Genomic DNA, 21,400 nt, shown 5'->3' with positions numbered 1-21,400 from the left:
TTTGAGCGTAGGATCAATCCGAAAAAGCGTTTTGCACGCTTCGGTCCAATGCTCTGGGGTCAGGCGCCGCCGGTGATCATCTTCCCGGCCTTGGATATCCACGACCCGGCATTCTCGCGCGGCGCAAGCCCATTGCTCTGCAGCAGCTTGTAGGAATCCTTGTACCACGGGCTGTCGGGATAGTTGGTGCCGAGCACGGCGGCGGCGGTCTGCGCCTCCGAGGTCAGGCCCATCGCATAATAGCTTTCGGTCAGGCGGGCGAGCGCTTCCTCGACATGGCGCGTGTTGGAATAGTTCTCCACCACGGTGCGGAAGCGCTTGACGGCGGCGATGTATTCGCGACGCTCGAGATAGTAGCGGCCGATCTGCATTTCCTTGCCGGCCAGCTGATCGTTGGCGAAGCGGATCTTTTCCTTGGCGTCGTCGACATATTCCGATGTCGGCCAGCGCGTCACCAGGTCCTGCATCGTCTGAAGGGTCTGGCGCGCTTCCTTCTGATCCTGCGTCACGTCCTTGATCTGGCGGTAGTAGCTCAAGCCGATGATGTACTGCGCGTAGGCAGCGTCATCGGTCGACGGATAGAGCGTGAGATAGCGCTTGGCCGAGCCAATCGCCTCGTCGTAATTACCCTGGCGATAGTCGGCGAAAGCGCCCATCACCATCGATTTGCGGGCCCACTCCGAATAGGGGTGCTGACGATCGACCGCATCGAACTTCTTGCTCGCCTCTTCCAGGCGCCCGGCATTCAGGTTGGCAAGGCCCTGATTGTAGAGAACATCGGCCGGCTCGGTCTGGTCGACATAGGTCGACAGGTCGATATCTTTCTCCGACGACATGCAGGCCGACAGAAAGAGCGATGGAACAACCACCGAAAGCGCCAGGAAAACAGCCCGCTGCGGCGCTTTCGATTGACCAACTCGCTTGAAGAACATGATTGGATTGCGCCCTTTCGGCGTTATTTCAATGCGCGTTTGCATGCCGTTGTCCCAAAACTGGTCCCCACTTCTAGGCGGCATGCACTAATCGACGGCAGCAGCCATAAACCATAACCGCCTTGCCCGGCAACGCTATCGCCGGCCAATCGCACATTTTTGTGGCGGTCGGACAGGGCTTGAACATCCGTGCAATTTCACCAACGGGTGATGCATTCGTGCAACACCCGCTGCCTGCCATGGAATTCGGAAAAGTCAGGAGAATCAGATCATCCAGGGCGCGTAGAGCGGCGCGTTGACGGCGTTCATCTCGGCGGAGCGGCCACGCTCTCGGCGCGTCGTCTCGACGATCTCGAAAGCCGTGCGATCCGACAGCAGGCGGCGCAGTGCCGCCGCATTCATCCTGTGGCCGCCGCGATAGGAGCGGAAGCAGCCGATGAAACGGGCACCGGCCAGCGCCAAGTCGCCCATGGCATCCAGCGTCTTGTGGCGCACGAATTCGTTGGGATAGCGCAGGCCGCCCATGTTGATGACGCGGTTGTCGTCACCGATCACCAGCGAGTTCTCCAGCGAGGATCCGAGCGCGTAGCCGGCGGCCCAGAGCCGCTCGACGTCCTTCATGAAACCGAAGGTGCGGGCGCGCGCGATGTCGCGGCGGAAAATATCGGCGTTGAGGTCGGACGCGAACAGCTGGCGGCCGATCGCCGGGCTTTCGAAGTCGATCTCGATCTCGAAACGGGTGCCGTCATAAGGCTTGAACTCCGCCCACGAGGCGCCGTTCTCGATGCGGACCGGCTTGATGACCCTGATATAGCGCCGCTTGACCGGGAGCGTCTCTATGCCCGCCTGGTCGATGGCTTCGACGAATGGCATGGCGCTGCCATCGAAGATGGGAACCTCGGAACCGTCGATCTCGATGGCGACATTGTCGATACCGAGCCCGAACAACGCTGCCATGATGTGCTCGACCGTGGCGATGTGCTCGCCAGCGGGATCACCAAGCATGGTGCAAAGATCAGTGGCACCGACTTCGGAAACCAGGGCGCGGAACTCGCGGCCCTGCTCTGCGCCTTTGAAAAGCTGGAACACGATGCCGGTATCGGCATCCGCCGGCATGAAGCTGATGGACACTTCCTTGCCGCTGTGGACGCCGGTGCCGGTAAGCGACGCGCGCGTCTTCACTGTCGTCTGATAGTCGTGCAAGACAATCCCCATAAGCCCGTAGTGCCTAGGTCCGCTTCTCCAGCCCGAGGGCGCGGCTCTTTGTTGAAATCGGCAGACGGGGCGACTTCCCCCGAAATCCCGGCAAACCGACTATGGTAGGCAGCGAAGATAATGTCGCGGGAGGGAGACTCCAAATCACGGTTTCTTACTCTTTGTAACTGCGAAACGGATCCTTTACGGCTCTGTAACTACTTGAAATCACATCGTTTAAAACGTTAACAGGCAAGCAATTCCTTGCCTGCCTGTTAACAATCGTTAAAGCCTGTTTACGGATCAGTTGGCCTGGCGGCGCAGGAACGCCGGAATCTCCAGCTGATCGTCGTCCTGAGTCGCCCTTACCTGCGGTGTCAGGCGGCCCTGCTCGTCAAGTTGACCACGGCGCGGCGCGTAGAGCTGCGCATCCTGGCTGGCAAGACGGCGCACGTCAGGAGCGGCCTGGCGCAGCTTGGGTTCGCGCGGCTGCGCCGGCTGCAGCCGTGCAGGCTCTTCCTCGCGACGGGTCAGGCCGTTGGTCAGGCGCTTCAGCAGGCCCATCGGTCCGCTGTTGTTCTCGTGGTCGACCGGGCGGCTCTTGGCATCCACCTCGGCCTTGACGACGGGCGGAAAGTCCTCGACGCGCGGCATCCGCTGCGGCGCCATGGCAGGCTGAGGGGCTTCGCGCTGCAGCATTTCGCGCGGCTGCGGAGCCGGCTGCATCTGCTGGACGACTGGCTGCGGCATCGGCTGTGCTGGCGGCGCCTGGAAGATCTTGCTCTGCGGGCGGAAATCGTCGGCGTGGGCGACCGGAACCGGGCGAGCCTGTGCCATCGCCGCTGCGTTTGCTTCGGCCAGCTGGATGGCCTCGGCGACCGGGTCGATGGCGCGCGGCTCATAGGCGGTCTGCTGAACCGGCGCCGGGCGGCTTTCCACCGCGGCAACGGCCGGACGGCTGGCCGGCTTCGGTGGCGCCGTGCGGATCGAGATCGGCGCGGCGGCGATTTCAGCCGCCGACTTGTCGATGCCGGTGGCAACCACCGAGACGCGGATGACGCCTTCGAGTTCCTCGTCGAAAGTGGCGCCCAGGATGATGTTGGCGTCCTGGTCGACTTCCTCGCGGATGCGGGTCGCAGCTTCGTCGACCTCGAACAGGGTCAGGTCGCGGCCGCCGGTGATCGAGATCAGCAGGCCTTTGGCACCCTTCATCGAGGTCTCGTCGAGGAGCGGGTTGGCAATCGCCGCTTCGGCGGCGGCCATCGCGCGGCCCTCGCCGGAAGCCTCGCCGGTGCCCATCATCGCCTTGCCCATCTCGCGCATGACCGAACGGACGTCAGCGAAGTCGAGATTGATCAGGCCTTCCTTGACCATCAGGTCGGTGATGCAGGCAACACCGGAGTAGAGCACCTGGTCGGCCATCGCGAAGGCGTCGGCGAAGGTGGTCTTGTCATTGGCCAGCCGGAACAGGTTCTGGTTGGGGATGACGATCAGCGTATCGACGCATTTCTGCAGTTCCTCGATACCGAAATCCGCCGTCTTCATGCGGCGCTGGCCTTCAAAATGGAACGGCTTGGTGACGACGCCGACGGTGAGGATGCCTTTTTCGCGGGCGGCGCGCGCTACGACCGGAGCCGCACCGGTGCCAGTGCCGCCGCCCATGCCGGCGGTGACGAAGCACATATGGGTGTTGGACAGATGATCGATGATCTCATCGATGCATTCTTCCGCCGCCGCGCGGCCGACTTCCGGCTGCGATCCGGCGCCCAGCCCCTCGGTGACATGTGCGCCGAGCTGGATCAGCCGATCGGCTTTCGACATGGTCAGCGCCTGCGCGTCCGTGTTGGCCACCACGAACTCGACACCGCGCAGACCTGCGGTGATCATGTTGTTGACGGCATTGCCGCCGCCGCCGCCGACACCGAACACGGTGATGCGCGGCTTGAGCTCGGTGATGTCCGGCTTCTGCAGATTGATGGTCATTGTCTCCGTCCTTTGCCTTTCACGCCGCTTCGCCGCCGCGGCCGCCTATGGGGCTGTCCCCGTCAATTAGAAACTGTCTCTCAACCACTGACTCATGCGATGCAGTTTTCCACCCGTCCCAGTCATTCTCAGACCGGAAATTCCTTTCGCCGGATGGCTCTCGAAGCTCGCCATCTGCGGATAGATCAGAAGCCCTACCGCGGCCGAGAAGGCCGGTCCCTTTGCCGCTTCCGGCAGGCCAGCCACGCCGAGCGGACGGCCGATGCGTACATTGCGTCCCAGGATGCGGCGTGCCGCTTCCGGCAGGCCGGCAAGCTGGCTGGCGCCGCCGGTCAAGACGACACGCTTGCCCACCGCATTGCCGTATCCAGACTTGTTCAGCCGGTCGCGCAGCAGTTCGAGCGTCTCGTCGATGCGGGCGCGCACGATGCGCGTCATCACCGAACGCGGGATCTGCAGCGGCACGTCGCCATCGTCGCCGATCGGCTGGATCGAGACCAGGTCGCGATCGTCGGCACTGCCCGGCAGCGCCGAGCCATGCATCACCTTCAGCCGCTCGGCGGCATCGAGCGAGGTAGACAGGCCCTTGGCCATATCCAGCGTGACGTGGTTGCCGCCGATGGCGATAGCATCGCCATGAACGAACTTGCCTTCCGAAAACACCGAGATCGTCGTCGTGCCGCCGCCCATGTCGATGCAGGCCGCACCCATTTCCAGCTCATCGTCGACCAAGGCTGCCAGTCCGCTTGCATAGGGCGTCGCCACCATGCGCTCCACCGACAGGTGCGAGCGGTTGATGGAAAGCTCCAGGTTGCGCATTGGCGCGGCGTCGCCGGTCAAGACATGCATGTCGACGCCGAGTGCGTCGCCAACCATGCCGCGCGGATCACGCACGCCGCGCTCGGCATCGAGCGAGAAGCCGACCGGGAGCGAATGGATCACCTCGCGTTCGGCCTTCAGTGCCTGTTTGGCGCCGGCGCCGAGCACACGCTTGATATCGGCTTCGTCGGCCTCGTGGCCGCCAAGATTGATGGTGGCCGAGAAGGCTTCGCTCTTCAGCCGGCCGGCAGTCATGTTGACGATGAGCGAGTCGACCGTCAGCCCAGCCATGCGCTCGGCGGCGTCGACGGACAGACGGATGGCATGCTCTGCACGGTCGAGATCGACGACGACGCCCGACTTTACACCTTGCGACTTCTGATGGCCGATGCCGATCACCTGGATCCGATGCGAACGGCCGCGCAACAGCTTGCCGTCATCGCTCGGCTTCAGCTTGGCCACCATGCAGCAGACCTTGCTCGAACCGACATCCAGCACCGTCAGGGTGCCGGACCGGCGCGACGAGGCATCGCCATGACCGCCAAGCCAGCTCATATCTTCGTCTCCGGCTTGCGCTTCAGGCTTTTCGGTTTTTCGTTGAGGGCTGCCTCGCGCTGCGTCGCCGCTTCCGGCGTCAACTGCACGACCAGCCTGTCGGTCAGGCGCATGTCGACGGCGGTGATGTCGCGCGACAACAGCCCCTTTTCCTTGTCCATCTTGACGAGTTCGGCGATCGCCTGGTCCTCGCCATCCTCGGGAAGCTTGATGGTGATGCCGTTGTCCAGCTTGAGGTCCCAGCGCCGCTCGCCGACGCGGATGTAGCCTTTGATCCGGGCCGCGAACTCGGGGTATTCTTCGACTTTGGCCAGGAAGTCCGGCGCCTTGGCCGGCGCGCCGACGCCGATCAGCAGCGGCAACAGCACCTGCTTGCCGCCGGAGAACGGCGCGATCACGGCGCCGTCCCTCTCGATGACCGAGAGCTCATCGCCTTGCTGCCAGAGCGCGAAGGCCTCGCGCTCCTCGACACGCACTTCCAACGTGTGCGGATAGACCTTGCGCACCGCCGCGACCTCGATCCATGGCAGGCTGGAAATCCGTTCGCGCGCCGCCTCGGCGTCGAAACCGATCAGCGAGGTCCAGCCGTCGAGCTCGAGTCGGTCGAGGATGTCGATCTCGGAGGTCTGGCGATTGCCAACCACCTTGACCTGATCGACGGCAAAGCCGGTGCGGGCTGTGATGCTCTGTACGATGCCGTCGACATGGCCGCCGAGATAGGCGCCATACGCACTGCTCGAGGCAACCAGCACGGCCGACATCATGGCCGCGGAGAAGCGCGGCGCCTGGAATTCACCTACGCCCAGGCGCGCCAGAATGCGCACCGGGCGGCGAAGCACACGCGGCAGCACGAAATGGTCGAACGACAACGGCAGGCCGAACAGCGCCGGCCCGGCCGCGCCCTTCCCCTTGCCTTGTCCCCATTTCAACGCAGACACGAAGCGTCCTCCACCATCCAACTCAACAAATCGCCAAACGAGTGCCCGGCCTGGGCGGCGATTTCAGGCACCAAGGACGTCGGCGTCATACCCGGCTGGGTGTTGACCTCGAGCCACACAACCTCGCCGTTTTCGGAATGCCGATCGTCATAACGGAAGTCCGATCGGGAAACGCCCCGACAGCCGATCGCTTGGTGAGCCTTGAGCGCCAGTGTTTGTATTTTTTGGTAAATATTCGGTGAAACTTTTGCGGGGCATTCGTGCTTTGATCCCCCGGCGACATATTTTGAATCATAGTCGTAGAAGGAATGGCCGGTCGGAATGATCTCGCAGACCCCCAGCGCCACATCGCCCATCACCGCGCAGGTCAGCTCCCGCCCATGGATGTAGCGCTCGACCATGACGGTATCGCCATATTTCCACTCCGACGAGCCGATGATCTGCGGCGGATGCGATTGCCCCTCATGCACGATGACGACGCCGAAGCTCGAGCCCTCATTGACCGGCTTGACCACATAGGGCGGCTTCATCGGGTGCTTGCTCTGGATGGCGAAGCGGCTGGCGACCTTCGATTCGGCGACAGGGACGCCGACCGACCTGGCAACCCGCTTGGCCTGCTCCTTGTTCATGGCCAGCGCCGAGGCAAGCACGCCGGAATGGGTGTAGGGCATGCCGAGATATTCGAGGATGCCCTGGATGGTGCCATCCTCGCCAAACGGGCCGTGCAGCGCGTTGAAGGCGACATCGGGCCGGAGTTCGGCAAGCACCGAGCCGACATCGCGCCCGACATCGACGCGCGTGACCTGGTAGCCTTCCTTCTCGAGCTCATCGGCACAGGCCTTTCCCGAGGACAAAGACACGGGCCGCTCGGATGAGAAACCACCCAGCAGGACGGCCACATGCTTGCTTTTCATTCCCCGTCATCCCCTCTCATGGCGGACCAAACCCAATATTTCCGCAACATTGAGTCAGAGTCTCCCGGCAGGTTGCCCCCCCAGACGGAAAACGCTGAAAACGCGTCGAACGACTCAAATCAGGAAACGCTTTGGAGCAGAGAATCAGAGAGTTGATTCACTGGCAAGCGCTTACGATTCCGAGAGATTCACTTTCTGAGAAAATGGATGAGAAAAGTGTGCCGTTGAGTCTTTGCAGCAACGGTCGCGGGCCGTTTCGGCCTCGTTGAAGTTCATGCATCACGTGAACTTCAACGCACCCTAGAGGAGTTGTCCGAGAAATTCCTGGACGGCATGCCCTGGTCGGAAATTGCCGATGCGCTTGATTTCCCATTGCAGCCGGATGCCCGAATTCTCCAACACCCGCGTGCGCACCGTCTCACCGAGATATTCAAGATCGTAGCCGGTCGCGGTTCCGGTGTTGATCATGAAGTTGCAATGCATCGGCGACATCTGCGCGCCGCCGATCATCAGGCCGCGGCAGCCCGCCTTGTCGATCTCCTTCCAGGCCGACGTGCCGTCGGGATTCTTGAAGGTCGAACCGCCGGTCTTCTCGCGGATCGGCTGCACGGTCTCGCGGTGGTTCTGCACCGCATCCATCGCCGCCTTGATCGCTGTCTTGTCCTCGGCAAAGCCCTCGAAAACGGCCGAGGTGAAGATCAGGCCGGCAGGTGCCGCCGAATGGCGATAGGCGTAGCCCATATCGGCATTGCTCAGCGTCTGGATATTGCCCTTGCGGTCGAGCGCGCGCACCTCGACGACGCGCTCGCGCGTCTCAACGCCATTGGCACCGGCATTCATCCGCAGCGCGCCGCCGATGGCGCCCGGAATGCCGTGATAGAAATGAAAGCCGCCAATGCCGGCTTCGAGCGCCACTGCGGCGACGCGCTTGTCGGGCGTGGCGCCGCCGGCCTTGATCCTTGTCGGCCCGATGGCCTCGGCCTCGCCAAAGCCTTTCGCCGAAAGCCGGACAACAAAGCCCGGAATGCCGCCGTCCCGAACCAGAAGGTTCGAGCCGACGCCGACGATCGTCAGCGGTATGTCTTCGGGAACGGCTTTGAGGAACGTGGCAAGGTCCTCCTCATCGGCCGGCTGGAACAGCACCTCGGCCAGCCCTCCGGCGCGAAACCAGGTGATCTTGTCCATCTCGGCATTCGGCGTGAGGCGGCCACGCAGGCCGGCAAGCCGGTCGCCAAGTCTGTCGATCAGGTCCTGGCCGTGCATCATGAGACCGTCCCGCCAAGCTCCTTGGGCAGCGCATAGGCCCATTGGGTAATGTTGCCGGCGCCGAGGAAGACGACGAAGTCGCCGGGCTTGGCCAGATCGCGGATGATTGGCGCGATTGCTGCCGGACCCTCGATGTAGCGCGCGTCGCGATGGCCGCCGGCACGGATTCGCGACACCAGCGCATCGGATGTCACGCCTTCGATCGGCTCTTCGCCGGCCGCGTAGACCGGCGCCACCATCACCGTGTCGGCGTCGTTGAAACAGGTGGAAAACTCGTTGAACAGGTCGTGCAGCCGGGTGAAGCGATGCGGCTGGGCAATGGCGATGACGCGTCCCTGGGTGGCACTGCGCGCCGCCTTCAGCACCGCCGAGATTTCGACCGGGTGGTGGCCGTAATCGTCGAACACATCGACGCCGTTCCACGAACCGGTATGGGTGAAGCGGCGCTTGACGCCAGCGAAGGACGACAGGCCCTTCTTGATCGCCTCGGCGGACAGGCCGAGCTCATGCGCCACCGCGATCGCCGCCGTCGCGTTGGAGACGTTGTGACGGCCGGGCATCGGCAGGCGCAGGCCGGCGATCGTCGTCTGGCCGCCGCTCTTGCGGTTGCGGATCACCACGTCGAATTCCGAAATGGCACCGGCCATGCGGTGATTGGTGAAGCGCACGTCGGCCTGCGCGTTCTCGCCATAGGTGATGACGCGGCGATCCTCGATGCGGCTGACCAGCGCCTGCACCTCCGGGTGATCGGTGCACATCACGCCGAAACCGTAGAACGGCACGTTCTCGACGAACTGGCGAAACGCCTCGCGCACCTTGTCGAAGCTGCCATAGTGGTCGAGATGCTCGGGATCGATATTGGTGACGACGGCAATCTCGGCCGGCAGTTTGAGGAAGGTGCCGTCGCTTTCGTCGGCCTCGACCACCATCCACTCGCCGTCGCCCATGCGCGCATTGGTGCCATAGGCATTGATGATACCGCCATTGATGACGGTCGGATCGAGCCCGCCGGCTTCGAGCAGTGTTGCAACCATGGAAGTCGTCGTCGTCTTGCCATGCGTGCCGCCGATCGCCACCGCCTGGCGAAAACGCATCAGCTCGGCCAGCATCTCGGCACGGCGCACGATCGGCAGCAGCTTCTCGCGCGCGGCCTTCAGTTCGGGGTTGGTTTTCTTGATCGCCGTCGAGACGACGACAACCTCGGCATCGCCGAGATTTTCAGCCTTGTGGCCGACGAAGCATTCGATGCCCTTGTCGCGAAGCCGCTGCACATTGGCGCTGTCGGCCTGGTCGGACCCCTGCACCTTGTAACCGAGATTGTGCAGCACTTCGGCGATGCCGCTCATGCCGATGCCGCCAATACCGATGAAATGCACAAGGCCGATGGTCTGCGGCATCTTCATGCGTGCGTCCCCTTCCTGAAGTCTGAAACGGTTTTTTGGGACGCAATAGCCTCTGTGAGATCGGCGAGCAACCGTGCCGCGTCGGGACGGCCAGCCGATTTCGCTCCCGCCGCCATGGCCGCCAGCCGCTCGGGGTTGTCCATCAGCCCGCCGAGGAGGGTCGCGATGCGCTCGGGCGAAAGCGAGGATTGCGGGTGCACTTCGCCACCACCGGCGGCGGCTAGGGCCGCTGCGTTCGCTGCCTGGTCGTGGTCGAGAGCATAGGGATAGGGCACCAGCAGCGCCGGCCGGCCGATGACGGCGATCTCCGAAACGGTCGAGGCGCCGGAGCGCGAGATCACCAGATGCGCCGCCGCCATGCGCTGCGCCATGTCGGTGAAGAAGGGCGAGACTTCGGTGGCGACGCCAAGGGCGGCATAAGCCGCCTTCACGCGCGCCACGTCATCGGCGCGCGCCTGCTGCGTGATCACCAGCCGCTTGCGTTGCGTTTCGGAGAGCATGGCGATGGCTGCCGGCACCGCGTCCGAGAAGAACTGGGCCCCCTGGCTGCCGCCGAACACCAGCAGGCGGAACGGCTCCTCCCCCGTCGACGCCACGTAAGGCGTCTTGGCCGCTTCCAGAACGGGAGGCCGGACTGGATTGCCTGTCGTCACCGTCTTGGCGCCGGCCACACTGGTGTCCTGCGGCAGGAAGCCACCGGCGATCGCGTCGACTCGGCCTGCCAGCGCCCGGTTGGCGCGCCCCATCACCGCGTTCTGCTCATGGATCAACGTCGGCACCTTTCGCCGTGTCGCTGCGTAAAGCGGCGGCAGGGTCGGATAGCCGCCGAAGCCGACGACGGCATCCGGCTTGATCCTGGCGATAATGGCGGAAGCCTGGCGTACGCCGCGCCAGATTTTCCAGAAGGCGCCAAGCAGGGCGATGGGATTCTTCGAGCCCATCGTCGCCGACTGGATCGGATGGATGGCGGTAGCTGGGAAATGGCCGGCGAAGCGCTCGGCACGGTCGTCGGTGGCCAGATGCACCGTCCAGCCGCGCTCGTTCAGCTCATGTGCCAGCGCTTCGGCCGGGAACAGATGCCCCCCGGTTCCACCCGCGGCAAGAAGGATGACGCCTCTCGCCATATCACTCCGCCGGCAGGGCGCGCTGCGACAGGGCAAAGCCCATCTGCTTGCGCTTTTCGGGCCGCTTGCGCGTCAGCGCCAGCACCATGCCCATCGAGATGGCGATGGCGATCTGCGAGGAGCCGCCATAGGAGATGAAAGGCAGCGTCATGCCCTTGGCCGGCACCAGCTGCAGGTTGACACACATGTTGATGACGGCCTGCAGGCCGAACACGGTGACCAGCCCGCCGACGGCATAGCGAGTGAAGTCGTCATGCTCCTTCAGCGCCGTGTTGAGGCCGCGCAGCACGATGAAGGCGAAGATCGACATGATGAAGAAGCACATGATCAGCCCGAACTCCTCGCCGGCGACCGAGAAGACGAAGTCGGCATGGCTGTCCGGGATAACCCGCTTGACGGTGCCCTCGCCTGGCCCGACGCCGAACCAGCCGCCATTGATCAGCGCCTCGCGGCCCATGTCGACCTGGAACGTGTCGCCTTCGCCGGTCAGGAACTTGTCGATGCGCAAGGCAACGTGCGGAAACACCGTATAGGCGGCAAAGACGCCGCCAACGCCGGCAGCACCCAGCGCAATGATCCATAGCCACGGCAACCCGGCCATGAAGAACATCACACCCCACGTACCGGTGACCAGCATGGTCTGGCCGAGATCCGGCTGGGCGACCAGCAGCGAGACGACCAGGGCGAGCAGCAGCATGGCGAACAGATTGCCCGGAATGTCGGGCTGGCGCTTGTGTTCGGCGAACAGCCAGGCGCACATAATGACGAAGGCGGGTTTCAGGAATTCCGACGGTTGGATCGACAGGCCGGCAAGCGACACCCAGCGGCGCGCGCCCTTCACCTCGACGCCGATGTAGAGCACCGCCACCATCAGCACCAGCATCAGGCACAGCATGATCAGCGCCATGCGCCGGATCTGCCTAGATTCGAGAAAGGACACCGCCAGCATGACGCCGAGCGCCGGCACGGTGAAAATGATCTGCCTGGTGGCGAAGTGGAAACTGTCGAGGCCGATGCGCTCGGCCACCGCGGGACTGGCGGCAAAGGACAGCACGATGCCGAGCCCCATCAGCGACAGAAACGCCGCCAGGAACCAGCGATCGATCGTCCACCACCACGTCGCAACCGGACTTTTGTCGAGACGGCTCTGCATTATCGTGCCCCTCCGATGGGTTTCACACCCTCGATAGCATTCGCAGCTTGCCTGAAGGCTTCGCCGCGGACTTCGAAATTCTTGAACTGGTCGAAACTGGCGCAGGCCGGCGACAGAAGCACAACCACCTCGCTGGCATCGTCTTGAGCCGCGTCATGCGCCGCGTGCTCGACCGCAGCGGCCAGCGTGCCGGATATCTCGTACGGCACAGCCTCGCCCAGGGTCGCCGAGAAGGCGGGCGCCGCCTCACCGATCAGATAGGCCTTGGCGATGCGCGGGAAGAAGCCGCGCAGCGGCTCGATGCCGCCCTCCTTGGGCAGACCGCCGGCAATCCAGTAGATGCGCGGGAAGCTCGACAGCGCCGGTGCCGCCGCATCGGCATTCGTCGCCTTGGAATCGTTGACGAACAGCACATGGTCCTTGCGGCCGACCTGCTCCATGCGGTGCGCGAGGCCGGGAAAGCTTTCCAGTCCCGACTGGATCTCGCCGAGGTCCAGCCCGACCTTGAGGCAAGCGGCGACCGCCGCCAGCGCGTTCTGCGCATTGTGCTGGCCGCGCAGCGAGCCGATGCCTTCGAGGAAAGCAACGCGGCTGTAGCGACCATGCACTGCTTCCATCAGATTGCCGCCGTCGGCGAAATAGCCGTCGGTGAGTGGCAGCCGCTTGGAAATGCGGATGACATGCCGCCCCGCTCGCTCCAGCCGCTCGGCGATCTGCGCGCACCAGGAATCGTCGATGCCGATGATCGCCGTCTCGCTGCCGGCCACCAGCCGCTCCTTGATCGAGGCGTAGTGCTGCATGGTGCCGTGGCGATCGAGATGGTCGGGCGTCAAATTGAGCAGGATGCCGGCCGTCGGGTTGATCGAAGGCGCGAGGTCGATCTGGTAGGACGAACATTCGACCACATAATGCCGATTGGGCCCAGGCGGATCGAGTGTCATCACCGCGCGGCCGATATTGCCGCCCATCTGCGTGTCCCGTGCCGCCGCTTTCAGGATATGCGCGGTCAGTGCGGTCGTCGTCGACTTGCCGTTGGTGCCGGTAATGGCGATGAACGGTGCTGACGGCGCGGCGAGCATTCGCTCGCGGCAGAAAAGCTCGATGTCGCCGATGATCTCGACGCCAGAACCGCGCGCCAGTTCCACCGTCCAATGCGGCTTGGGATGCGTCAGCGGTACGCCCGGCGACAGCACGAAAGCCGAGAACTTCGCCCAGTCGGCGCCGCGCAGGTCTCCGGTTGCGATACCGCTGGCCGCCGCCTTGGCGACGCTGTCGGGATTGTCATCCCACCCCAGCACCTCTGCCCCGCCGGCGATCAGCGCGCGCGCCGTCGCGATCCCCGAGCCACCGAGCCCGAAGAGCGAAAGGCGCTTGCCTGCGAAGGATGCGGCGGGAATCAAGCGGCCTCCTATCTGAGCTTCAGCGTGGACAGGCCGACCAGCGCCAGGATGACGGCGATGATCCAGAAACGGATCACCACCTGGCTTTCGGTCCAGCCGAGCTTTTCGAAATGATGGTGGATCGGCGCCATCAGGAACACCCGCTTGCCGGTCATCTTGAAGTAGCCGACCTGGATGATGACAGACAGGATTTCCACGACAAACAATCCGCCGACGATGACCAGCACGATCTCGTGCTTGGTGGCGACGGCGACCGTGCCGATCAGGCCGCCCATCGCCAGCGAGCCGGTGTCGCCCATGAAGATCGCCGCCGGCGGCGCGTTGAACCAGAGGAAGCCGAGGCCGGCGCCGATGACCGCGCCAAGCACGACCGCCAGTTCGCCGGTGCCGGGCACGAAATGGATCTGAAGATATTCGGCGAACACGGCGTTGCCGGAAAGATAGGCGATGACGCCGAAGGACGCCGCCGCGATCATGATCGGCACGATCGCCAGTCCGTCGAGACCATCGGTCAGGTTCACCGCATTGCCGGCGCCGACGATGACGAAGCAGGAGAACGGAATGAAGAACCAGCCGAGATTGATGATGAATTCCTTGGCGAAGGGGAATGTCAGCGACGACGAGAACGGCGCCTGGCCGTTATGCATGATCGCCCAGGCGGCGATGCCGGCGATGACGAATTCGAGCGCCAGCCGTGCCTTGCCGGAAAAACCGAGATGCGACTGCTTGGTCACCTTCAGATAGTCGTCGTAGAAGCCGATCGAGCCGAAGCCCAGCGTCACCAGCAGCACCACCCAGACATAGATGCTCGACAGGTTCGCCCACAGCAGCGACGAGCCGATGATGCCGGACAGGATCATCAGCCCGCCCATGGTCGGCGTGCCTGCCTTCTTGAAATGCGTCTGCGGCCCGTCGGCGCGGATCGGCTGGCCCTTGCCCTGCCGCAGCCGCAACGAATTGATGATGGTCGGTCCGAAAATGAAGACGATCAGCGCCGATGTGATCAGCGCCCCGCCGGTGCGGAAGGTGATGTAGCGGAAGACGTTGAAGACCGAGATCTTGTCCGCAAAATCGACGAGCAGTGTGAACATGCGCTTATCGTCCCCCGACCTAGGTCTGTTTGGATGTCGTTTCAGCCGGGAACTTGCCCAGCAGCGCATCGACCAGTTTTGCAAAACCGATGCCCTTCGACGATTTGATCATCACCACGTCGCCCGGCTTGAGCGCGGCAAGCAGCACCGGCTTCAACTCCTCGGCGCCGGCGCGGTATTCGGTCTTGATCTCAGCCGGCAGCGTCTGCGCCAGTGCCCGCATTTCCGGACCGCCCAGAAAAACGGTCTGCGTCCCGGTGCCGACGATGAGGTCGGCAAGGGCGGCATGCATCTTGGCAGAATGGTCGCCGAGCTCCAGCATGTCGCCGAGTACGGCGATGCGGCGGCCCTCGCCTGTCACCGGCGTCGCGTTAAGCAGCGCCATCGCGGCACCCATCGACGCCGGGTTGGCGTTATAGCTCTCGTCGATCAGTGTGATCGGCCCGCCGGGGTGGCGCAACACATGGCGCTTGCCGCGCCCGCGCTCGGCCGAAAGATCGGCCAGCGCCAACGCCACCCTGTCGAGGTCGGCGCCGACCAGATGCGCCGCACCCAGCACCGCCAGCACATTCTGCACCATATGGCGGCCGGGCGCACCGATCCGCGCCGTCACCTCGTGGCCGCCGACCCTGGCGCTGATGTCGGAATGGTCGGCGTGGAGTTCGCACTTGACCAGCTTGAAGGTCGAGCGCGCATTCTCGCCGAAGCCATACACGTGCTCGACCCCAGCGGCATGAGCCATCTTGTCCAGAAGCTTCCAGCGCGCATCGTCGCGGTTGAGGATGGCCGCACCCTCGGGCTCCAGCCCTTCGAAAATCTCGGCCTTGGCCTTGGCAATCTCGTCGAGATTGCGGAAGAAGCCGAGGTGGGCGGCCGCGATCATGGTGACGATGGCGACATGCGGCCTCACCATTTTCACCAGCGGCCGGATCTCGTCGGGATGGTTCATGCCGATTTCGAACACCGCATAGTCGCAATCCACTGGCATGCGTGCCAGCGTCAGCGGCACGCCCCAGTGGTTGTTGAACGACTGCGCCGAGGCATGCACCTTGCCGACGGCCGACAGCACGTGGCGCAGCGCTTCCTTGGTGGTGGTCTTGCCGGCCGAACCGGTCACCGCGATGATCTTGGCCTCGGAGCGGGCGCGCGCCGCGACACCAAGCTTTTCAAGCGCGGCCAGGACATCCTCGACGACGATGATCGGCGCCGTCAGCCGGCCGAGCGACGGCAGCTTGCCTTCCGCCACCACCAGCACGCCGGCGCCCGCCTTGATGGCGGCGGTGGCGAAGTCGTGGCCGTCCATCGCCTCGCCCTTGATGGCGAAGAAGGCGTCGCCCGGCTGGAGGCTGCGGCTGTCGATCGAAATACCCGATATGCCTTCCGGCATCGGCCCCAGCGGCCGCCCGTCCATGGCCACAACCAGCGCCTCGGAGGTCCACAGCAAACTCATGCGGCACACTCCACGAGTGCTGCGCGGACTTCCTCGTGGTCGGAGAAATGCAGGGTTTCGGAGCCGATCGTCTGGCCTTCCTCGTGGCCCTTGCCGGCCACGATCAGCGTGTCGCCGGCATGCAGCATGGCGACCGCGTCGTGGATCGCCTGGCGCCGGTCGCCGATCTCGATGGCGCCGGGTGCGGCGGCAAGAATGGCGGCGCGGATCGTTTCAGGCACTTCCGAGCGCGGATTGTCGTCGGTGACGATGACGACATCGGCAAGCCGCGTCGCAATCTCGCCCATGATCGGCCGTTTGCCACGGTCACGGTCACCGCCGCAGCCGAACACGACGATGACGCGGCCAGTGGTGAACGGGCGCACCGAGGCCAGCACATTTTCCAGCGCGTCGGGCTTGTGGGCGTAGTCGACATAGACCGGCGCACCATGAGCAGTGGTGCCGACGAGGTCGAGACGGCCCGGCGCGCCCTTCAGTTTCTCCAACGCCATCAAGGCTTTGGCGACAGGTGTTCCGGTGGAAATGGCAAGTCCTGCCGAAACCAGCGCGTTCGATATCTGGAAATCGCCGGCCAGCGGCAGATCGATCTCGTAAAGCACGCCGTCGGCCTCGACCTCGGCGCGCTGACGATGGCGCTCGTGCTCGACCCGCTTCAGCCTGAGGAAATCGCCATGGCGGCCAACGGTCAGCACGTCGAGCCCGGCGGCCTGCGCCGCTTTGATTGTCGGCGCCGACCACGGGTCGTCGGCGAAGATGACGGCCGGCGCGCCTTTCGGCAGCAGCGCGTCGAACAGGCGCAATTTGGCCCGATGATAATCCTCGACGGTCGGATGATAATCCATATGGTCGCGGCCGAGATTGGTGAAGCCGCCGGCGGCCAGCTTGACGCCGTCAAGGCGGCGCTGGTCGAGCCCATGACTGGAGGCTTCCATCGAGGCATGGGTGACGCCGGCGTCCGCCAATTCCTTGAGCAATTGGTGCAAGGCGACCGGGTCGGGCGTCGTCAGCGAGCCGTAGTCATTTCGCCCGGGCGCCACCACGCCGGTGGTGCCGATCGAAGCGGCGGCATAGCCGATCTGCTCCCAGATCTGCCGGGTGAAGGCGGCGACCGACGTCTTGCCGCTGGTGCCGGTCACCGCGACCATGGTCTCAGGTTGCTTGCCGAAATAGCGGGCCGCGCTCAGCGCCAGCGCCAGGCGCGGATCATCGACCGCCAGCACCGGGACCGGCAAACCGGCAATGGCGTTGCCTGCCACGATCGCAGCGGCACCTCGGCCGGCCGCGTCTGCAGCATAGGTCGCGCCGTCCGCCTTGGTACCGGCGAGCGCGAAGAAGACGACGCCCGGTTTTACCTGGCGGGAATCCGACGAAATGCCGGTAACCTCCAGATCGGCGGAAGCTGTTCCTTCGACTGGCAGGATACCGGCTAGATCTTTGAGCTTCATCGAGTCCCGTTCACCGCAACAAAATAGCGCGCAGTTGCCGGCGCGCCCCAAGAATCACTGATAGGACACCAGCGTTGCACCATTTTCATGGCTGAAATCTGGCTTCACGCCAAGCATGGCCGCAGAACGCCTGATGATATTGCCGGCCATAACCCCCGCATTCGAGGCCGCGACGTCTGTCATGCCAGGCTTTTCCGGGTGCGGAGCGTCGGCAATCGTAAACACGAGGTATTGCGGATCGTCCATCGGGAAGGCGGCGACGAAGGTATTGAAATTCAATTCCTTCGAGTAGCGGCCATTGATGACCTTCTCGGCTGTTCCGGTCTTGCCGCCAACGCGGTAGCCGGGGACTCTGGCGTTTCTGGCCGAGCCCTTCTCGGCGTTGAGCGAATAGAGGTAGCGCATGCCCTCGACCGTCTTGTCGCCGACCACTTTCTTGGCCACCGCCATCGCTTCTTCCTGTGTGCGGACAAGGAAGGTAGGGTTCATCAGGAAACCGCCATTCATCAGCGCCGCACAGCCGACAGCCGCTTGCAGCGGCGTCGTCGACACGCCATGGCCGAAGGCGATGGTGAACGAATTGACCTGCTTCCACACCTTCGGTTCAGTCGGACGGGCGACTTCCGGCAGTTCGGTCTGCATCTTGTCCAGAATTCCAAGGCGATGCAGGAATTCTCGGTGCCCCTCGATGCCGACCAGCTCCGCCTCCCTGGCCGACCCGATGTTGGACGAATAGAGGAACACCTCCGGCAACGACAGCACACGGTTCTTGCCGTGGAAATCGTGAATGGCCTGATGGCCGACCCGGATTGGATGCGAAGCGTCGAAGCGGCTCGCCATCGTCGCCTTGCCGGAATCGAGCGCCATGGCTGAGGTGAAGCTCTTGAAGGTCGAGCCCATCTCATAGAGCCCCGCCGACATCCGGTTCAGCCGGTCCTTTTCCTGTGCATTGTAAGGATTGTTCGGATCAAAATCCGGCACCGAGGCCATCGCCACCACTTCGCCGGTCTTGACGTTGAGCACAACAGCGCCAGTGCCGAGCGCGCGATAGCGCTCCAGGCCGGCGGCGATCTCATCGCGCACCACATGCTGGACGCGCAGATCGATCGAAAGCTTCACCGGCTTCAGATCCTTGGCGACCGCCAGGCCCGATGCCTGCAGGTCGCTCAAGCCCTGTTCGTCGACATATTTCTCCATGCCGGAGATGCCCTGGTTGTCGATGTTGGTGAGCCCGACAATGTAGGATGAGGTTTCGCCGCTCGGATAGAAGCGGCGCTTCTCGGTGCGGAAGCCGAAGCCGGGAATGCCGAGCTGCATGATGTCGGACTGCTGCTTGGGCGTCAGCTGCCGCTGCAGCCAGACGAAGCCGGCGCCGCTCTTCAGCTTGTGATAGGTCTGCTCGTAGTCGATTTCGGGAAGCACCGTCGACAGCTTCTCGATCGCCTCGTCGGCGTCCACGATGCGTCGCGGTTCGGCGAACAGCGATGCCGTCTTGATGTCCGTCGCCAGCACTTCGCCGTTGCGGTCGACAATGTCGGGCCGCGATGCCGTCACCCGGCTCTGCGGGCCGCCCGACATGTCGGGGGTCTGGAAGCCGAGATAGACCAGCCGGCCGGAAATGGTCGCGAAGATGCCGAAGAACACTGCCATCGTCATCACGATGCGCGTCCGCCCCTTGCCGCCGGTCGCCTTGCGGGCGCCCTCGACCACGATCGATCCGCCTTCACCGGTCCTGGCGCGGCGTTTCAGCAGTTTGCCGATCATTGGGCGATGCCTCCGGTCACCACGGGATCCCTATCGCCCGAGGGCGCCTTGTCGGAATTGTCGGCCATGCCGTCCTGGCGTCCTTTCAGGATGTCCTCAATGTCCAGGGCCTTGGCCGGCAGGTCGCCGATACCGACGATCTGTCGGGCGCTGACCGGCTGGAGTTCAAGCTGCGACTTGTAAAGGTCGGCCAGCTTCTGCAGCCGCGACGGCTGGGTGAGCAGGCTCCAGTCGGCCTTGAGCAGATCGATCGTGTCTTCCTCATAGCGGATCTGAGCATGGATCTTCTGCACTGCCGCCAATTGTTCCTCGGCGTCGCGCTTGGTCTTGTAGGTAAGGGCCGCCGCCGAAACCATGACGGCGATCAGGACGATGTCGCTGGTACGAAACACGTGCTTACCTCTCCCCCGGCCGGTCGATGCCGGGAAGCTTTGGAAGGCCGAAAATCGAAAAGTCGCTGTTGCGCGCCGGCGCCTCGGTGCGGACAGCCGCACGCAGCCGGGCCGAACGGGCGCGCGGATTGGCCGCGACCTCGGTGTCGCCGGCAGTCACGCCGCCACCGGCCTTGCGGAAGGTCGCGGTGCGCGCCTGTGCCTCGGGCAAATGGCGCGAGCCGGTCACGGCGTCGGCGCGATCGGCGATGAAGCGCTTGACGATGCGGTCTTCCAGCGAATGGAACGTCACCACGGCGAGCCGTCCGCCCGGCTTCAGCACGCGTTCGGCGGCGAGCAAGGCCTTGGCCAATTCGCCAAGCTCGTCATTGACGAAGATGCGCAGCGCCTGGAAGACGCGTGTCGCCGGATGGATCTTGTCCTTCGGCGCGCGGCCGACATGCGTCTCGATCGCGTCGGCCAGTTCCAGCGTGCGCTCGAACGGCCGCTTTTCGCGGCGAGCCTCGATCATGCGGGCAATGCGCCCGGCATGACGCTCCTCCCCGAGAAAGCCGAAGATGCGGGCGAGATCGCCCGGCTTGAAGCTGTTGACCACGTCGGCGGCGCTCAGGCCCGCTTGCGCCATGCGCATGTCGAGTGGCCCGTCGGAGCGGAACGAGAACCCGCGCTCGGCCTGGTCGAGCTGCATCGAGGAGACGCCGATGTCGAGCACGACGCCGTCGGCGCTCTCGACATGCTCGTCCAGCGTCGAGAACGGCGCCTGCACCAGCCTCAACCTGCCGCCCGACTGCGCCTCGAGGTCGCGCCCGGCCGCGATCGCATCCGGATCGCGGTCGATCGCCACGACGGAAGCGCCCGTCGCCAGAATGGCCTTGGTGTAGCCGCCGGCGCCGAACGTGCCGTCGATGATGATGTCACCTACCGCTGGCGCCAGTGCTTCGAGCACTTCGCCAAGGAGGACCGGAATGTGGCGGGCCGATCCGCCAACGGCGTGAAGGTCATCGCCGTGGCCCACCGTCATTCCGGTCGCTCCCCAGGCTTCGTCCCCTGCCGAAGCTGCAAAAGCCGGGCCCGCGCCTGCGCCCCGTAGGCGGCCAGCCGTCCCGGCTCCCAGATCTGAAAGAAATTGCCGCGCCCGACAAAGGCCACTTCCGCCGCAATGCCGGTGTGCTCGCGAATGAAATCGCTCATCGTGATGCGGCCGTCCTGGTCGAGCTTCAGGAAGGTGCCATCGCCATGGCAGAAGAACGACATGTCGTTCGCCGTCTCTAGGAAAGGATCTTCGAGCGCGATGCGCTGCTCGTAGCGGTCGAGCAGATCGAGACCGCCGACATCCATCGCCGGCTGGTCGAGGCAACGCAGCGCATAGAGTTCCGAATAGCCGCGCTTCTGCACGACAGCACGAAAATGCGCCGGAACGGACACCCGTCCCTTCGCATCGATCCTGCTCAGCGTGTTTGACAGAAACCGGTCCATTGAACGTCACAGCCGCTTGCGCCGCCGCACCCCTCTTCATCTTGTCGCACGCGCCGCGGCGCGTTCCCTGCCCCGTAACAGCCTCGTCCACACGGGCAATA

At 64.1% G+C, this 21,400-nt stretch carries 18 protein-coding genes; all 18 read right to left on the bottom strand.

Annotation, left to right across the window (positions count from 1 at the left end; genetic code table 11):
• Positions 1–59: 59 nt before the first annotated feature.
• The 18 genes from AC1D10_RS19290 to mraZ all read right to left on the bottom strand — a co-directional run bounded on the left by AC1D10_RS19290 (position 60) and on the right by mraZ (position 21,299).
• Entirely contained in the window at positions 60–932 is an 873-nt protein-coding gene (locus AC1D10_RS19290) for an outer membrane protein assembly factor BamD (RefSeq protein WP_477275007.1), read from the bottom strand.
• Between the two features lie 264 nt (positions 933–1,196).
• Positions 1,197–2,147, bottom strand: coding sequence for a UDP-3-O-acyl-N-acetylglucosamine deacetylase (gene lpxC / locus AC1D10_RS19285; RefSeq protein ID WP_477274585.1), 951 nt, complete (start codon positions 2,145–2,147; stop codon positions 1,197–1,199).
• Between the two features lie 282 nt (positions 2,148–2,429).
• The gene (ftsZ, locus tag AC1D10_RS19280; RefSeq protein WP_477274583.1) at positions 2,430–4,109 is read right to left on the bottom strand and encodes a cell division protein FtsZ; all 1,680 of its coding nucleotides are present in this window, start codon (positions 4,107–4,109) and stop codon (positions 2,430–2,432) included.
• A 66-nt stretch (positions 4,110–4,175) separates the two neighbouring features.
• On the bottom strand, positions 4,176–5,483 hold the full coding sequence (gene ftsA, locus AC1D10_RS19275) for a cell division protein FtsA (RefSeq protein WP_023757015.1): 1,308 nt from the start codon (positions 5,481–5,483) through the stop codon (positions 4,176–4,178).
• Positions 5,480–6,421 (bottom strand): cell division protein FtsQ/DivIB, encoded by a 942-nt coding sequence (locus tag AC1D10_RS19270; RefSeq protein ID WP_477274581.1) that lies wholly within the window; start codon positions 6,419–6,421, stop codon positions 5,480–5,482. Before AC1D10_RS19270 ends, ftsA begins: the two co-directional genes overlap by 4 nt.
• Entirely contained in the window at positions 6,409–7,335 is a 927-nt protein-coding gene (locus tag AC1D10_RS19265; protein WP_379106731.1) for a D-alanine--D-alanine ligase, read from the bottom strand. The genes AC1D10_RS19270 and AC1D10_RS19265 overlap by 13 nt, the downstream gene beginning before the upstream one ends.
• A 300-nt stretch (positions 7,336–7,635) precedes the next feature.
• Positions 7,636–8,601 (bottom strand): UDP-N-acetylmuramate dehydrogenase, encoded by a 966-nt coding sequence (gene murB, locus AC1D10_RS19260; protein WP_477274579.1) that lies wholly within the window; start codon positions 8,599–8,601, stop codon positions 7,636–7,638.
• Positions 8,598–10,004: a UDP-N-acetylmuramate--L-alanine ligase gene (gene murC / locus AC1D10_RS19255; protein ID WP_477274577.1), complete on the bottom strand. Its 1,407-nt coding sequence runs from the start codon at positions 10,002–10,004 to the stop codon at positions 8,598–8,600. The genes murB and murC overlap by 4 nt, the downstream gene beginning before the upstream one ends.
• A complete protein-coding gene (gene murG, locus AC1D10_RS19250) occupies positions 10,001–11,128 on the bottom strand; it encodes an undecaprenyldiphospho-muramoylpentapeptide beta-N-acetylglucosaminyltransferase (protein WP_477274575.1) in 1,128 nt (375 codons plus the stop codon). Before murG ends, murC begins: the two co-directional genes overlap by 4 nt.
• Position 11,129: 1 nt before the next feature.
• The gene (gene ftsW, locus AC1D10_RS19245; protein WP_379106723.1) at positions 11,130–12,281 is read right to left on the bottom strand and encodes a putative lipid II flippase FtsW; all 1,152 of its coding nucleotides are present in this window, start codon (positions 12,279–12,281) and stop codon (positions 11,130–11,132) included.
• Positions 12,281–13,681, bottom strand: a complete 1,401-nt coding sequence (murD, locus tag AC1D10_RS19240; protein WP_477274572.1) for a UDP-N-acetylmuramoyl-L-alanine--D-glutamate ligase — start codon at positions 13,679–13,681, stop codon at positions 12,281–12,283. Before murD ends, ftsW begins: the two co-directional genes overlap by 1 nt.
• Before the next feature lie 8 nt (positions 13,682–13,689).
• Positions 13,690–14,772, bottom strand: a complete 1,083-nt coding sequence (gene mraY / locus AC1D10_RS19235; protein WP_013894667.1) for a phospho-N-acetylmuramoyl-pentapeptide-transferase — start codon at positions 14,770–14,772, stop codon at positions 13,690–13,692.
• A 19-nt stretch (positions 14,773–14,791) separates the two neighbouring features.
• Positions 14,792–16,222 (bottom strand): UDP-N-acetylmuramoylalanyl-D-glutamyl-2,6-diaminopimelate--D-alanyl-D-alanine ligase, encoded by a 1,431-nt coding sequence (locus AC1D10_RS19230; protein ID WP_477274570.1) that lies wholly within the window; start codon positions 16,220–16,222, stop codon positions 14,792–14,794.
• Positions 16,219–17,667 (bottom strand): UDP-N-acetylmuramoyl-L-alanyl-D-glutamate--2,6-diaminopimelate ligase, encoded by a 1,449-nt coding sequence (locus AC1D10_RS19225; protein WP_477274568.1) that lies wholly within the window; start codon positions 17,665–17,667, stop codon positions 16,219–16,221. The genes AC1D10_RS19230 and AC1D10_RS19225 overlap by 4 nt, the downstream gene beginning before the upstream one ends.
• 54 nt (positions 17,668–17,721) lie before the next feature.
• Positions 17,722–19,431 carry a peptidoglycan D,D-transpeptidase FtsI family protein gene (locus AC1D10_RS19220; protein WP_477274566.1) on the bottom strand — a complete coding sequence of 570 codons (1,710 nt, stop codon included), beginning with the start codon at positions 19,429–19,431 and terminating at the stop codon, positions 17,722–17,724.
• Complete coding sequence (gene ftsL / locus AC1D10_RS19215; protein ID WP_477274564.1) at positions 19,428–19,823, bottom strand: cell division protein FtsL; 396 nt, start codon at positions 19,821–19,823, stop codon at positions 19,428–19,430. The genes AC1D10_RS19220 and ftsL overlap by 4 nt, the downstream gene beginning before the upstream one ends.
• A 4-nt stretch (positions 19,824–19,827) precedes the next feature.
• A complete protein-coding gene (gene rsmH / locus AC1D10_RS19210) occupies positions 19,828–20,844 on the bottom strand; it encodes a 16S rRNA (cytosine(1402)-N(4))-methyltransferase RsmH (protein WP_477274562.1) in 1,017 nt (338 codons plus the stop codon).
• The gene (gene mraZ / locus AC1D10_RS19205) at positions 20,841–21,299 is read right to left on the bottom strand and encodes a division/cell wall cluster transcriptional repressor MraZ (protein ID WP_477274560.1); all 459 of its coding nucleotides are present in this window, start codon (positions 21,297–21,299) and stop codon (positions 20,841–20,843) included. Before mraZ ends, rsmH begins: the two co-directional genes overlap by 4 nt.
• Positions 21,300–21,400: the final 101 nt, after the last annotated feature.

The organism is Mesorhizobium sp. P2_A8, assembly GCF_056404935.1.
The sequence above is the reverse complement of the archived record's forward strand: the minus strand, read 5'-3'. Positions and strand labels throughout refer to the sequence as shown.